This is a genomic window from Streptomyces sp. Inha503, assembly GCF_047215865.1.
Lineage (GTDB): Bacteria > Actinomycetota > Actinomycetes > Streptomycetales > Streptomycetaceae > Streptomyces > Streptomyces lycopersici.
Genome location: NZ_CP178360.1, coordinates 7,761,687 through 7,775,276 on the forward strand (window position 1 = coordinate 7,761,687; position 13,590 = coordinate 7,775,276).

Annotated in this window: 12 protein-coding genes and 1 pseudogene; 6 read left to right on the top strand and 7 right to left on the bottom strand. The window is 69.9% G+C overall.

Annotated features, from left to right (window positions below; all coding sequences use genetic code 11):
• Positions 1–349 precede the first annotated feature (349 nt).
• A complete protein-coding gene (locus ACJX2R_RS32955; protein WP_164429822.1) occupies positions 350–688 on the bottom strand; it encodes a MerR family transcriptional regulator in 339 nt (112 codons plus the stop codon).
• 628 nt (positions 689–1,316) lie between these two features.
• Here ACJX2R_RS32955 and ACJX2R_RS32960 point away from each other — a divergent pair.
• Complete coding sequence (locus ACJX2R_RS32960; RefSeq protein WP_413103095.1) at positions 1,317–1,691, top strand: hypothetical protein; 375 nt, start codon at positions 1,317–1,319, stop codon at positions 1,689–1,691.
• Positions 1,692–1,821: 130 nt separating this feature from the next.
• On the opposite strand, the gene ACJX2R_RS32965 is transcribed toward ACJX2R_RS32960, so the two are convergent.
• The 4 genes from ACJX2R_RS32965 to ACJX2R_RS32980 form a co-directional block, all read right to left on the bottom strand.
• Positions 1,822–2,130, bottom strand: a complete 309-nt coding sequence (locus ACJX2R_RS32965) for an SCO5918 family protein (RefSeq protein ID WP_413103096.1) — start codon at positions 2,128–2,130, stop codon at positions 1,822–1,824.
• Positions 2,131–2,137: 7 nt separating this feature from the next.
• Positions 2,138–2,575, bottom strand: a complete 438-nt coding sequence (locus ACJX2R_RS32970; protein WP_413103097.1) for a CBS domain-containing protein — start codon at positions 2,573–2,575, stop codon at positions 2,138–2,140.
• Positions 2,576–2,620: 45 nt separating this feature from the next.
• The gene (locus tag ACJX2R_RS32975; protein WP_413103098.1) at positions 2,621–4,138 is read right to left on the bottom strand and encodes a DEAD/DEAH box helicase; all 1,518 of its coding nucleotides are present in this window, start codon (positions 4,136–4,138) and stop codon (positions 2,621–2,623) included.
• A gap of 158 nt (positions 4,139–4,296) precedes the next feature.
• Entirely contained in the window at positions 4,297–4,506 is a 210-nt protein-coding gene (locus ACJX2R_RS32980; RefSeq protein ID WP_413103099.1) for a cold-shock protein, read from the bottom strand.
• Positions 4,507–4,910: 404 nt separating this feature from the next.
• On the opposite strand from ACJX2R_RS32980, the pseudogene ACJX2R_RS32985 reads away from it, so the two are divergent.
• The 3 genes and pseudogenes from ACJX2R_RS32985 to ACJX2R_RS32995 form a co-directional block, all read left to right on the top strand.
• Positions 4,911–5,036 (top strand): annotated as a pseudogene (locus ACJX2R_RS32985) (creatininase family protein); the annotation flags it as partial.
• Positions 5,037–5,206: 170 nt separating this feature from the next.
• Complete coding sequence (locus ACJX2R_RS32990; RefSeq protein ID WP_413103100.1) at positions 5,207–7,105, top strand: propionyl-CoA synthetase; 1,899 nt, start codon at positions 5,207–5,209, stop codon at positions 7,103–7,105.
• Positions 7,106–7,715: 610 nt separating this feature from the next.
• Positions 7,716–8,342 carry an NADPH-dependent F420 reductase gene (locus ACJX2R_RS32995; protein ID WP_413103101.1) on the top strand — a complete coding sequence of 209 codons (627 nt, stop codon included), beginning with the start codon at positions 7,716–7,718 and terminating at the stop codon, positions 8,340–8,342.
• A 30-nt stretch (positions 8,343–8,372) separates the two neighbouring features.
• Here the strand turns inward: ACJX2R_RS32995 and ACJX2R_RS33000 are convergent, their stop codons facing one another.
• Both ACJX2R_RS33000 and ACJX2R_RS33005 read right to left on the bottom strand, forming a co-directional pair.
• Complete coding sequence (locus ACJX2R_RS33000) at positions 8,373–8,954, bottom strand: Uma2 family endonuclease (RefSeq protein ID WP_413103102.1); 582 nt, start codon at positions 8,952–8,954, stop codon at positions 8,373–8,375.
• Between the two features lie 54 nt (positions 8,955–9,008).
• Complete coding sequence (locus ACJX2R_RS33005; RefSeq protein WP_413103103.1) at positions 9,009–10,451, bottom strand: M1 family metallopeptidase; 1,443 nt, start codon at positions 10,449–10,451, stop codon at positions 9,009–9,011.
• 322 nt (positions 10,452–10,773) lie between these two features.
• On the opposite strand from ACJX2R_RS33005, the gene ACJX2R_RS33010 reads away from it, so the two are divergent.
• On the top strand, positions 10,774–11,526 hold the full coding sequence (locus tag ACJX2R_RS33010; protein WP_413103104.1) for a GntR family transcriptional regulator: 753 nt from the start codon (positions 10,774–10,776) through the stop codon (positions 11,524–11,526).
• Between the two features lie 223 nt (positions 11,527–11,749).
• Positions 11,750–13,498 (top strand): purine-cytosine permease family protein, encoded by a 1,749-nt coding sequence (locus tag ACJX2R_RS33015; RefSeq protein ID WP_413103105.1) that lies wholly within the window; start codon positions 11,750–11,752, stop codon positions 13,496–13,498.
• The last annotated feature ends 92 nt before the right edge of the window (positions 13,499–13,590 follow it).

The window sequence follows — 13,590 nt, forward strand, 5'->3', positions numbered from 1 at the left end:
CGGCCGGCGGAGCCGATCGTCCGAGTCGCTGTTGCGGCTGCCGTTCGACGAGGCGTGACCGGTCACCGAGGCGGTAGGCGGTGGGTGGACCCGGCAGAACACCCGAGAGCACCGTTCTCAACGTCGTCGACATGGACGATGGTGTCCGGAATTTCTTTGAAGTGCATGAGAGCCCTGACGGACACCCTGTAACTCCGTCCTACCTCCTCGTCGGCGGTGCCTGTCCTGCCGCACAGGATGCCCGCGGCCTTGGCGGCTTCATTCCCACGGGTAGGGCGTCGCATCCGGCGCGGAACGTGCCCGAGTGCCCCGTGCCGTCGTCAGCCAGGCTTGGCGGGGCTCGCAAAAGTCATGGCGAGTCGTCGTGCTGTTCGGCCGCGGCGCGGCGGAACTCCGCGTTGATGCGCTGGGCTTCCTCGAGCTGGTCCTCGAGGATCACGATGCGGCAGGCGGCCTCGACCGGCATGCCCTCGTCGACGAGTTCGCGGGCGCGGGCGGCGATCCGGAGTTGGTAGCGGGAGTACCGGCGGTGCCCGCCCTCCGAGCGGAGCGGGGTGATGAGGCGGGCCTCACCGATGGCGCGGAGGAAGCCGGGGGTGGTGCCGAGCATCTCTGCTGCCCGACCCATGGTGTAGGCGGGGTAGTCGTCGTCGTCCAGACGGCCACTGAGCGGATTGTCTGCTGTCATTCTCACCTCGTTGAGCAACGCGTCGAGGGGCCCTGGTGCCGTGCGCACCAGGGCCCCGAAGGAAATTCAACACCATCTGTCGGCCCTACTGCTCTGCCGACCTTCTGTCTTCCGCTACGCCGCCCGAGGGGGGCGGGATCGCGGGGATCGCGGTTGCGTGACCGGGGACCACCTTCCCATCCGGGGTCTTGCGGTACCCGGGCCGGTTCTCCGTGCCCGGGCGATCCTGATGGCGTCCGCTTCCTCCTTCTTCGTCAAGTCATCCACTTCGGGCTTGCACGGTGCGGCTGCCAGTCCCGTCGCCGTCCTGCGAACTACCTGGCTGCGCGACTCGACAGCCGCACCGACCTGCGAACTTCACGTACTTCTACCCGCCAGTTCGTGTCTGCGGGTCTCGCTCGACTCCGTCTACGAGAAAAACCTTAACCAGGGCACGGTCCAATGTCTACTCTGACGAGAAGAGATTTTGTTCCGCGTGGACCCCCGGTTGGCTATGGTCCGTAGCGGCGGTCGTGCGGCTGGTCACCCGGCCCGGCTCAGCGGCCGCATCTCGGCGGGAGGTGTCGGCGCGTTCGCGCCGCGTCCAGTGGGGTACAGCGGGCCGGACCGATGCATAAAATCGGCTCTCATGTCGAACGCTGACGAACTGCTCGTTGACGTGGCCGCCATGGTGGAGTCGGAGAAGAGCAACCAGATGTCCCTGACCGTGGTCACCGGCGGCGCTGTCATCACCGGTCGGTTGGCTCCCGAAGCCGTGTGGAGGCAGCGTGTGTCGGAGATCCTGAGGGACTCGGACCGCCTCGGCCCCTTCGCCGGAGTCTTCACCGCCGGCGGGACGCGGGACCGGCCCGACCGCGACGAGCCGCCCACGCATCTGCACTTCCATGTCGCCCGGATCCTGCAAGGAAGCATGGGGATCCCCGAGACGGGCGGGATGTACCGCGTCGCGATCAAGGACGTCAGCGCCTGGACCGTTGGCGACTTCAGCTACTCCGATTCATGAGTCACGGACCGGGTCGGCCATGGAAGCGCTGTCTTGCCGACCGGACACTGAAAGCGTCGAGGGCTCGACCGGCGCGTGCCGGTCGAGCCCTCAACGCTGTCCTGGTCCCGGCTTTCGCCTCTCTCGCCGGTTACCCGGGCGCGGGGGTGCCGAGCTGAGCCGACGCTTCCTCGAGCGGAGTGAGACCGCGCGCGGGTGAGGTTTCGGGAAACGCTCGGCACGTGAAGCCGAGACGGGTCATGGCCCTGGTGACCTCGCCGGCGGTGAAGTCACGACGGTCCTGCCCGGTGATGACCTCGCCCACCTGCTTCACGGGGTACTGTCGGCGGCCGATGAGCACGGACTCACCTGTGACGAGCTCGGGCCTGACACCCTTCATCGAGGCCAGCACTCCACTCCTGGTCAGGTCGAAGGGGTAACGGGCGATGACGCAGCGCATGGGTGCCTCACAGGCAGAGGGAGGAGGGATGAGCGGGGAAGGCGGATCGGCGTGAGAGGGCGAGAATGCCCACGGCGCATCCATGCTCGTCGATGACGGGCAGGGCCCCGAGCCGCCGGTGCCGCATCGTGCGCTCGGCTTCGGCGATCGTGGTCAGGGGCGAGGTGAACGGGCCGTTGTCGCCGAGGACGTCCCGCAGCCGGACCCGATCCGTGTACGCGGAGCTGTCGCGGACGACGGTGAGCTGGGTCTGGGTGACCAGGCCCGTGCACCGGCCGTCCTCGTCGTAGACGAGCAGGTGCCCGGAGCGGGCGCTGGCCATGACGGACAGGGCCACCTCTACGGTCATGTCGTCCCAGACCTGCGGGCCGGGCGCATCCATGGCGTCGATCACGGTCTCGGTGGCGGAATCCGCCGGTTGCGGCGTCATCTGGACCAGCGTCAAAGCGTGCCTCCTTGGGGAAGGGTAAAGTCCTGGCCGAGGAAGGTTCTAGGCTGCCGTGTCGAGGGCGGACCGCCCCTGAGCTTCGGGGTGTGTCGCCGCGCCGGTCCGTCGGTCGCCGGTGGCACGGCCGCGCCGATCGCGAGTGTGGGGGACGCCGCGCTTGGGGCGCTCCAACCCCGCTGTCGTCAGGACGACCGGAATGCCCGATGGAGTGCGCGCGCCGGTGATGCGGCTCAGCTCGGCCTCACCCGAGCGGACCTGGGTGGTCCGAGGGCGGATCCCGGCGTCTGCCATGAGACGGACCGCGTCGCGGCGCTGGGCGGGCGTCACCAGGGTGACGACGAGGCCGGACTCGCCGGCGCGGGCCGTGCGGCCTCCCCGGTGAAGGTGGTCCTTGTGGTCATTGGGCGGGTCCACGTTGACCACCAGGTCGAGGTTGTCGACGTGGATTCCGCGTGCCGCGACATTGGTCGCCACCATGACCGTCACCTGCCCCGTCTTGAACTGGGCCAGGGTCCGGGTGCGCTGCGGCTGCGACTTTCCACCGTGCAGTGCGGCGGCCCGAACACCGCTCTCCAGCAGATGGCCGGTGAGCCGGTCGACGGCGTGCTTGGTGTCCAAGAACATGATCACGCGGCCCTCTCGCGCCGCGATCTCCGTTGTCACCCGGTGCTTGTCCGCGCCGTGCACATGCAGCACGTGGTGCTCCATCGTGGTGACCGCGGCCGCGGAGGGGTCGACGGAGTGGACCACCGGGTCGATCAGGTACCGGCGGACCAGAAGGTCGACGTTGCGGTCCAAAGTGGCTGAGAACAGCATCCGTTGCCCCTTCGGGTGCACCTGCTCCAGCAGCGCTGTGACCTGCGGCATGAAGCCCATGTCGGTCATCTGGTCAGCCTCGTCCAGGACGGTGATGTCGACCTGGTCCAGGCGGCAGTCGCCTCGCTCGACGAGGTCCTTCAGACGGCCTGGCGTCGCGACGACCACCTCCGCCCCACCACGCAGCGCACCGGCCTGTTTGCCGATCGACATCCCACCGACCGCTGTGGCCAGCCGGAGCCGCACGGAGCGGGCGTACGGAGCCAGCGCGTCGGCGACCTGCTGTGCCAGCTCCCGGGTGGGCACCAGCACCAGCGCCAGCGGCTGCCGGGGCTCGGCTCGCCGACCGGCCGTACGGGCCAGCAGCGCCAGGCCGAAGGCCAGGGTCTTGCCGGATCCGGTGCGCCCGCGGCCGAGTACGTCACGACCCGCGAGGGAGTTCGGCAGGGTCGCCGCCTGGATCGGAAACGGTACGGTCACCCCTTCGGCGACGAGCGCGGCCAGCAACTGCCGGGGCATCTCGAGATCGGCGAACGTCTCGGCGGCGGGGAGTGCGGGGCTGACCGTCACCGGCGGGGCGAACTCCCCCCGCGGTGCGGCGGGCCGGCCCGCGTAACCGCGGGAACGGCTCGGGCCACCGGACCGCTTGGAGACCGTGGCCGCCGAGCGGCTGCCGCCTTTCCGGGAGCCGGAACTGCCGGTACGGGCAGGGACGGAACGGGCGTTCGTACGTGTGCGGTTCATGCGGAACCTTCCTGGAAGCGGCACGCATCAAGGAATTCCCGCAGCGCTCAGCGGCGCAGAGAATCGCAAGAACGGGCCAGAAAAAAATGCCGAAACGGGTCCGGCATGAGTCGAGGCCCGCACTCCACGGCGCGGGCCTCAGCTTCTCGCCGCGCGCGTCAGCTTCGGGCAGGAATGATGTTCTCGGCCATCGGGCCCTTCTGGCCCTGCGCGATATCGAAGCTCACCTTCTGGCCTTCCAGGAGCTCGCGGAAACCCTGGGCGGCGATGTTCGAGTAGTGGGCGAACACATCGGCGCCGCCGCCGTCCTGCTCGATGAAGCCGAATCCCTTTTCCGCGTTGAACCACTTCACGGTGCCAGTGGCCATATGTCACATCTCCTTTGGGCAGTGCCCGGAGACCACGCTCTGCGGCCTCCGCGTCGCGCGATGATTGCCCAGCCCGGAATATGACCGGAATACAGAAAAACTGCCACTGGCATGGAAGGCCAGTAAGGACACTTAAAGATTTTGGGAACCACAACTGCAACTGGACGCAACAGTAGCACAGCGCATGCGGCGGCGCATGGTAAATCATTACGCTCCGATTGTCACGCCAGGAATCTTCATCGCATTCTGTGCTGATTTCTCATTTCGCCACCACAGATATTCGGTCCGCCCGGACTACGGCCGAGTGTGTCCGGGAACAGGCGCTGGTCATTCCTGAAAGCGCGCACTGACCTCCGCCGGGGCGTACCGGTGCTGCTTCCCGTGGGCTCCACCGAGCGGCACGGTCCGCGCCCATCGCCACGGTCACGGCGTCGGGCGTGGCGGGTGACGCGCGCGGGGCGTCCGCCGAGAAGGGTGAGGCCATTTTGGACGCATGCGCGGAAGCCATCGCCGGATGGCTGATGAAATGACCCTGACGCCCGGCGGGCATATCCGCTGGGCCGGCCGTGGTGCCGCCCGCATGCGTGCCCGCCGGCCCGCTCGTACGGGACGGGCGCGGCCGGGAGGCACCTCCCGGCACGGCGCGGGCGGAACGAGGAACGCGGAACGAGGGACACGGGACGAGGGAAGGGGCATCGACATGACGCAGGCGCCGAAGCAGGACGGCTACGCGGCTGAGTACCGGCGCAGCCTGGAGGATCCGGAAGGCTTCTGGCTGGACGCCGCCCGTGCCGTCGACTGGACCGTCGCCCCGACCCGGGCCCTCGACGCGTCGGAGGCCCCGCTGTACCGGTGGTTCCCGGACGGGCGGTTGAACACCTGCCACAACGCTCTGGACCGCCACATCGACGCCGGGCGCGGCGAGCAGCTGGCGCTGGTGTACGACAGCCCGGTCACCGGCCGCAAGGCGGCGTTCACCTACCGGGAGTTGCGTGATGAGGTCGCGCGGTTCGCCGGGGTGCTGACCGGGCTCGGGGTGGCCCGGGGCGACCGCGTCGTGATCTATATGCCGATGATCCCCGAGGCGGTCGTCGCCATGCTGGCCTGCGCCCGCGTCGGCGCCGTCCACTCGGTCGTCTTCGGGGGATTCGCCGCGCGTGAGCTCGCCGTACGCATCGACGACGCCCGCCCCAAGCTCGTCATCGCCGCCTCGTGCGGTGTCGAACCGGCCCGTGTCGTGCCGTACAAGCCGCTTCTGGACGATGCCCTCGCGCTGGCCGAACACCAGCCGGAGCACTGTGTGATCCGTCAGCGGCCGCAGTGCGCGGCGGAGATGACCGGCCGTGACCTCGACTGGGACCAGGTCATGGAGACCGCCGAGCCGGTCGGCTGCGTCCCAGTGGCCGCCACCGACCCGCTGTACATCCTCTACACCTCCGGCACCACCGGCCGGCCCAAGGGCGTGGTGCGCGACAACGGCGGCCACGCGGTGGCGCTGCGCTGGTCCCTGGAGAACGTGTACGACACCCATCCCGGTGAGGTCTTCTGGGCGGCGTCGGACGTCGGCTGGGTCGTCGGCCACTCCTACATCGTCTACGCACCGCTGCTCACCGGCTGCACCACCGTGCTCTACGAAGGAAAGCCGGTCGGCACCCCGGACGCCGGTGCGCTGTGGCGGGTGATCGCCGAACACCGCGTGACGGCACTGTTCACCGCGCCGACGGCGATCCGCGCGGTGAAGAAGGAGGACCCGCGCGGAGAACTCCTGCACGCCCACGACATCGGATCGCTGCGCCATCTGTTCCTGGCCGGCGAGCGCCTGGACCCGGAGACCTACCGCTGGGCCACGGACCTGCTCGGCGTTCCGGTGGTCGACAACTGGTGGCAGACCGAGACCGGCTGGCCGATCGTCGCCAACCCCATGGGCCTGGAGCCGCACCCGCTCAAGGCCGGTTCGCCCACCGTGCCCATGCCCGGCTACGACGTGCGCATCCTCGACGCCACGGGCCGCGACGCGCCGCCGGGCGCCGACGGCGCGGTGGCGATCCGGCTGCCGCTGCCGCCCGGCACGCTGCTCACCGTGTGGCGGGACGACGCCCGGTATGTGCGCTCGTACCTGTCCGCCTACAGCGGCTACTACCTCACCGGCGACGGCGGCCGTAAGGACGAGGACGGCTACGTCTACGTCATGGGCCGCGTCGACGACGTGATCAATGTGGCGGGGCACCGGCTGTCCACCGGCGCGATGGAGGAGGTGCTCGCCGCTCACCCGGATGTCGCCGAGTGCGCTGTCGTCGGCGTCGCCGATCCGCTCAAGGGGCAGGTGCCGCGCGGTCTCGTCGTCCTCAAGGCGGGCCTCGCCCGCGATCCGCGGCACATCGCCGCCGAACTCGTCGCCGCCGTCCGGGAGACGATCGGCCCCGTGGCGGCGCTGCGCCGGGTCGACGTGGTCGCGGCCCTGCCCAAGACGCGCTCGGGCAAGATCCTGCGCCGCACCATGCGCGACATCGCCGACGGCCGGGACCCGGAGCTGCCCTCCACCATCGACGATCCCACGGTGATCGAGGCGCTGCGACCGGTGCTCCGCGGCGACGTCTAGCTCTCGCGCCTTCGCGCCTTAGCCGCGGCTTGCAGTGACCGGCACCTCGTCGATCACCGCGATGCCGGACGCCCCTTCTTCGGCCGGGCGTCGAAGATGACCGTCCACCCCCTGAATCCGGCCGATGTGCGGGCCATGACCGAGCTCGACGCCGCGGGGGCCGTCGATGCCCAGTTGATCACTGATGGATTCCCCGAGATCGTCCAGTCCTGGAGGCCGGGTATGGACCGTACGGAATTCTTGCGGGCCTCGGTCGCCAATCCACTCTCGCCCCTGCTGGTGGCCGGCGAGCTGTCCCTGCCGGGCGAATTCCCCGAGGCCTCGCACTCCGGGCCGTACTGGAAGCGGTCGGCAGCGGTGAGCGCACGTTCAGCGCGATCGCGGCCCAGGCCGGCGGCTCCAACGTCCCCGGTACCGCCCCGGACACGCCGCTGGTCGCGGTCTCCCGCCGCGGGGTGACCGACGGTCTGCCGCTGACCGCGCATTGGGGGCCGGAGGACCTGGTACGGGCGTGGCAGCCCGCCCAATCCGACCCACGGCGAATGCATGATCCGCGGGGTGCCGGTAACCCGCCGGGGGCCCACCACGGACTGAGGAGGGGAGCAACGCCGTGCGCATCGGAATCATCGGAGCGGGCCACATCGGCTCGACGCTGGCCCGCCACTTCGCCTCGATCGGCTACGAGGTGGCGATCGCCAACTCCCGCGGCCCGGACACCCTGGCCGACCTGGTGACCGGCATCGGCGGCCCGATCCGCGCGGTGACCGCCGAGGAGGCGGCCCGGACCGGCGAGGCGGTGGTCGTGTCCATCCCGTACGGCCGCTACCGGGAGCTGCCGACCGAGCCGCTGCGCGGCAAGGTCGTGATCGACACCTGCAACTACTACCCCGAGCGGGACGGAAACGACCCGGAGCTCGACACCGACGCCACCACCTCGAGCGAGAAGATCCAGGCCCACACCGGCGCCAACCTGGTCAAGGCGTTCAACGCGATCTACTGGGAGAACCTCCGCGACCACGCCCGCCCCCAGGGCGCCACCGACCGGGTGGCCATCCCGCTGTCCGGCAACGACGAGGAGGCCAAGGCCGCCGTGGCCGGGCTGATCCGCGACATCGGCTTCGACCCCGTGGACGCCGGCCACCTGGGCGAGGGCGGCCGCAAACACCAGCCGGGCAGCCGCGTCTACGCCACCGAGATGTCCTCCGCCGAGACCAGCGCCCTGCTGAGCGTCGCCTGAGCCCAGGGCTGACGCCCGTGAGGGCCCTCGTCAGCCGTTCCGGTTCGGTACAAGCCTGCTCAGATCGATGTCGATCTTGAACGGAACCGTCCTCTGGAGGTGGTGGCGGAAGATCCCGGCCGGGGCATAGGCACCGGTCGGCTCGTCGAGCTCATAGACGTGGACGACGGCCACCCCGTCCTCGTCCTCGATGCACCAGTAGTGGGGGATCCCGGCTTCGGCGTACTTGCGGAGCTTGACCGTGCGGTCTCGGTGGGCTGATTCGGGGGAGACGACCTCGATCACGAGTTGCACTTCGTCCGGCGCGAACCAGGTGCGGTCACTGTCGAAGCCGGCCGTTGTCACCAGCAGATCCGGTTCGGGCCGGTTGCGCTGATCCAGCTTGATCGTCATCTCGCGGCCGACCCTCGCCTCGGCGGGTACCTGTTCCATGAGTGCGACGGTGAGCATCGTGACGAGGTGGCCGTGCCACCACCTCTGCGGCGACATCATGAAAACGAGTGCTCCGTCGATCAGCTCGGTGTGGCGCGGCGCCTGGGGGAGGCGGTCCAAGTCCTCCGCAAACCAGCCTTCCGCGCGCGGTGGGCACATCCAGTCGGGCAGTGCGGTCATGGCTCAACAGTAGCGGTTCCGGGCGAGGGGAGGGCGTCACCTTTCCCGCCGCCGTCAGGGCTTCTTCGGCTTGCCCTCGCCGTACAGCCAGACGTCGAAGAGGCGGGTCAGGTCCTTGCCGGACTTCCGTTCGCACAGCGCGATGAACTGCTCGGTGTCGGCGTTGCCGTGCCGGTGGTCCATGAGCCAGGTGCGGAGGATGGTGAAGAAGGCCGGGTCGCCGACGGCCCGGCGGAGCTGGTGGAGCACCATCGCGCCGCGGCCGTAGACGGGCGGGTCGGAGACGCTGGCGACGGTCGGGGGGTCGGCGGGCGGGAAGTCCCAGATGCCCTCGCTCTCGTCGTCGGTGCCGTCGTAGAAGTCGTCGAAGATCTGCTGGGCGCTGCGGCCGTCGTGGTCCTCCTCCCACAGCCACTCGGCGTAGGTCGCGAAGCCCTCGTTGAGCCACATGTCCTTCCAGACCCGGGGCGTGACCGAATTGCCGAACCACTGGTGGGCGAGTTCGTGGACGACGAGGGTCTTGTCCGGGGCCGCGTCGAAGAACGGCTTGGTCTGGGTCTCCAGGGCGTAGCCCAGGCCGGGGAGGTGGTCGACGACGGCGCCGGTGGAGGCGAAGGGGTACGGGCCGAAGGTGTGGCTCTCCCAGGTGATCACGTCGTCGACCTGCTCGGCGATGTCCTTGGCGCCGGCGGCCTCGGTGGGGTCGACGGCCAGGTACGCGGGCAGGCCCTTGCCGGTGGTCGTCGTACGGATCCCGAAGCGGCCGATGGCGACCGTGGCCAGATAGCTCGCCATGGGCTCACCGCTGTGCCACCGGAAGGTGGTGCGGTGCCCCCGCGTCTCCTGGCCCTTCAACTCCCCGTTGGAGACGGCGGTGTAGCCCTGGGGAACGGTGACGGCGATGTCGTAGACGGCCTTGTCGGAGGGGTGATGGTTGCCGGGGAACCAGGTCATGGAGCCGGTGGGCTCGCCGAGGGCCACCGCGCCGTCGTGGGTGCGGATCCAGCCCTCCTTCCCGGTGTCATCGCCGGTGAGGGTCTTCGGCTCGCCGTCGTAGACGACGGTGGCCGTGAAGGTGCGGCCCTTGGGCAGGGCCGCGGCTGGGGCGAGCACCAGCTCGGTGCCGTCGCGGGCGGCCTTGGCGGGACGGCCGTTCACCGTGGCCTTCCGCACCCGCAGCCCGGCGAGGTCGAGGTGGAAGGAGCTCAGGGCGCGGTCCGCGCGGGCGGTGATCCGGGCGGTGCCCCTGAGGTGGCGCGAACCGGGGGTGTAGTCGAGGGCGAGGCGGTAGCCCCGCACGTCGTAGCCGCCGTTGCCGAGCCGCGGGAAGAGCGCGTCGCCGACCCCCGCGCTCCCCGCCCCGGCGCCGGACGCCCCGCTCGCCTCCTGCGCCCCGGCGCCACCGGTGCACCCCGCGCACAGCGCGAGCAGCAGTACCCCGGGCAGCACCCGCGAGAAGCGGCCGGCCGCCGTGGCCGCCGCCCGTGACCCGCTCATCCCCGCTCCGGCCCGGGTGCCGGGGGTTCCGCCCACTCCGGCAGCGGTTCGTCGTCCATCTCACGTCCCTACGCTTCGGCGGCTGCTCCTCAGGAGCGTAATGCGCCCGACTGCCGAAACGTGCGGGACGGCCGATGGCACGACACCGCGTCACGGCCGCAAACGCCGGGGAGGTGTCCGGCGCCGGGCAGCTCACCGACTTCGGGCGACTTAAACGTCTCTGAGCTGCGATTCACCACTTCTAGTGAAGCTCTGGCCTCCAGTTGCAATCGGCAACCCTGAGTTGCCAAGCTGTTGCTGACTGTCAACCCAGGGAGTGCACGTGGCCTTTGGTGACCAGCCCGCATACCTCCGCGTCGCCGACGATCTGCGGAAGAAGATCGCCGCGGGTGACTTGCCGCCGCATGCGCGCCTCCCCTCCCAGGCCAGGATCCGGGAGGAGTACGGGGTTTCGGACACCGTCGCGCTCGAAGCGCGCAAGGTGCTGATGGCCGAGGGGTTGGTCGAGGGGCGCTCCGGGTCGGGGACGTACGTACGGGCGCAGCCGGTGCCGCGGCGGGTGGTCCGGGGCGGGTTCCACGCCGCCGGGGAGACCACGCCGTTCCGGCAGGAGCAGACCGACGACCGGATCACCGGCACCTGGGAGGCCGAGAGCGGGCAGGAGGCGGCCGGGGGCGAGATCGCCGGGCGGCTGGGGGTCGAGGTGGGGGAGCGGGTGATGCGCACCCGCTATGTGTTCCGGTCGCAGGGGGAGGTGGTGATGCTCTCCACCTCCTGGGAGCCGCTCGAACTCACCGGCCGTACGCCCGTGATGCTGCCCGAGGAGGGCCCGCTGGCCGGGCGCGGCGTCGTCGACCGGATGGCCGCCCTCGACCTGGTGGTGGACAACGTGGCGGAGGAGGTCGGCGCGCGCCCCGGCCGGGCCGAGGAGGTGCTGGCGCTCGGCGGGGTGCCGGGCCACTGGGTGATGGTCGTCTCGCGTACGTACTTCGCGGGCGGCCGACCGGTGGAGACCGCCGATGTGGTGGTGCTGGCCGAGCGCTACCGGATCGCGTACCGGCTGCCGGTGAAGTGATCGTTCGCCCGCGGCCGGCGCTCACCGATCGCCGTCAGCGCTCACCGATCGCCGTCAGCGCTCACCGATAGTCGGGCGGTCCGTTCCGGGGCGCCTTACCGCGAGTTAACCGCCGCCCCGCCGCCGTAACGGCCCGGCAATGGCGTATCGCGGCCGCCCGTCACCTCCGGCTCCTACCGTCCTCGGGCGTAAGAGAACGGCCCGAGCGACAGGGGAAGCCGGTATGACGGATGCGGTCGATACGGTCACACCTAAGGCGGGAGGGCCGACACGGGCGGGAGGGCCGGCGACCGTTCCGCGGCGCGGCTACGCCCGGCTGGCGGCGGACGAGAGCCGTGAGGACTACTCGCTGCGCTACGCACCCCACTCCTACCGCCGCTGGTCGCCCACCATGGTCGCCTCCACGGCGCTCGGCGGCATCGCCTATCTCGCGGACTTCGCCATCGGCGCGTCCATCGTCTTCACCTACGGCTTCACCAGTGGTATCGCCTCGATCCTCACCGCGGCGACGATCATCTTCCTGACCGGCATCCCCATCGCCCGCGCCTGTGCGACCTACGGCCTGGACATGGATCTGATCACCCGCGGTGCCGGATTCGGCTACTTCGGCTCGACGCTGACCTCGCTGATCTACGCGAGCTTCACCTTCATCTTCTTCGCGCTGGAGGGCTCGATCATGGCGCAGGCCATGCACCAGGCCCTCCATATCCCGCTGCCGGTCGGCTATCTGCTGACCACCCTCATCGTGATCCCGATCGTCTTCCGCGGTATGGGCGCGCTCGCCAAGGTGCAGGCGTGGACCCAGCCGATCTGGCTGATCGGGCTCGCCCTGCCGTTCGTGGTGCTGGCCTTCGAGGCGCCGGACTCCTGGGGCGCGTTCGCCTCCTTCGGCGGGACCGAGGGCGCGGGCTCCGGTTTCGACTGGATCGGATACGGCCTGGGCACGGGTGTCGCGCTCTCGCTGATCGCACAGATCGGTGAGCAGGCCGACTATCTGCGGTTCATGCCCGCGAAGACCGACGAGAACCGGCGACGCTGGAATCTGGCGGTCCTGGCCGCGGGCCCCGGCTGGGTGGTCATCGGCGCGGCCAAGCAGATCGGTGGCGCCTTCCTCGCGTTCGTGGCGCTCGGCGCGGTCGGCAAGACCCATGCGCTGGAGCCCATCGCCCCGCAGATCGAGGCGCTGAAGCCCTGGCTGGGCTCGGTCGCGCTGCCCGCCGCCGCGCTCTTCGTGGTGGTCTCCCAGATCAAGATCAATGTGACCAACGCCTACAGCGGCTCGCTGTCCTGGTCCAACTTCTTCTCCCGGGTCACCCACCGCCACCCAGGCCGGGTCTGGTACATCTTCCTCAACCTCGCCATCGCGCTGGCGCTCATGGAGATGAACATGTTCGCGGCGCTCAACAAGCTGCTGGGCTTCTACTCCAACGTCGGCATCGCCTGGATAGCCGCCGTCGCCGCCGATCTGGTCATCAACAAGCCGCTCGGGCTGAGCCCGAAGTACATCGAGTTCAAGCGGGCGTATCTGCATCCCGTGAACCCCGCCGGATTCGGTGCGATGGTGATCGCCTCGGCGGTCTCGATCGTCGCCTTCTTCGGGGTCTTCGGGGAGGTGGCCGAGGCGTTCTCGACCTTCATCGCCTGCGGTCTCGCGCTGGTGCTCTGCCCGCTGCTGGCCTGGCTCACCGGGGGCCGCTACTACCTGGCCCGGAAGAACCCGGTGAACGGGCCGGGTGCCGACGTCCCGGACATCACCGCCACCCACCTGTGCGCCTCGTGCGAGACGGCGTACGAGCTGCCGGACATCGCCGACTGCCCGGTGCGGGCGGGGGCCGTCTGCTCGCTGTGCTGCTCACTGGATGCCGAGTGCGGGGATGTGTGCCGCAAGGCGCCCACGGGTGAGCCGGTGCTGATGCCGCTTCCCACGGTGGGCGGCGGCCCCGCCGTGGGCGGACCCTCCGCGAGCACATGAGCACCCCCGCCGGGCGTACGTGAAGACCCCCTCCGTGCGTACGTGAACTGAGCCCGGTTCCCGCGCCCCCTGTTGCAAAACTCACATCAGTG

Excerpts from the sequence above, each read along its gene's own strand:
- ACJX2R_RS33005 (WP_413103103.1), bottom strand. The coding sequence starts at position 10,451 with ATGAGCGGGTCACGGGCGGCGGCCACGGCGGCCGGCCGCTTCTCGCGG.
- ACJX2R_RS32960 (WP_413103095.1), top strand. The coding sequence starts at position 1,317 with ATGTCGAACGCTGACGAACTGCTCGTTGACGTGGCCGCCATGGTGGAG.
- ACJX2R_RS32990 (WP_413103100.1), top strand. The coding sequence starts at position 5,207 with ATGACGCAGGCGCCGAAGCAGGACGGCTACGCGGCTGAGTACCGGCGC.
- ACJX2R_RS32965 (WP_413103096.1), bottom strand. The coding sequence starts at position 2,130 with ATGCGCTGCGTCATCGCCCGTTACCCCTTCGACCTGACCAGGAGTGGA.
- ACJX2R_RS32955 (WP_164429822.1), bottom strand. The coding sequence starts at position 688 with ATGACAGCAGACAATCCGCTCAGTGGCCGTCTGGACGACGACGACTAC.
- ACJX2R_RS33000 (WP_413103102.1), bottom strand. The coding sequence starts at position 8,954 with ATGACCGCACTGCCCGACTGGATGTGCCCACCGCGCGCGGAAGGCTGG.
- ACJX2R_RS32975 (WP_413103098.1), bottom strand. The coding sequence starts at position 4,138 with ATGAACCGCACACGTACGAACGCCCGTTCCGTCCCTGCCCGTACCGGC.
- ACJX2R_RS32980 (WP_413103099.1), bottom strand. The coding sequence starts at position 4,506 with ATGGCCACTGGCACCGTGAAGTGGTTCAACGCGGAAAAGGGATTCGGC.
- ACJX2R_RS33015 (WP_413103105.1), top strand. The coding sequence starts at position 11,750 with ATGACGGATGCGGTCGATACGGTCACACCTAAGGCGGGAGGGCCGACA.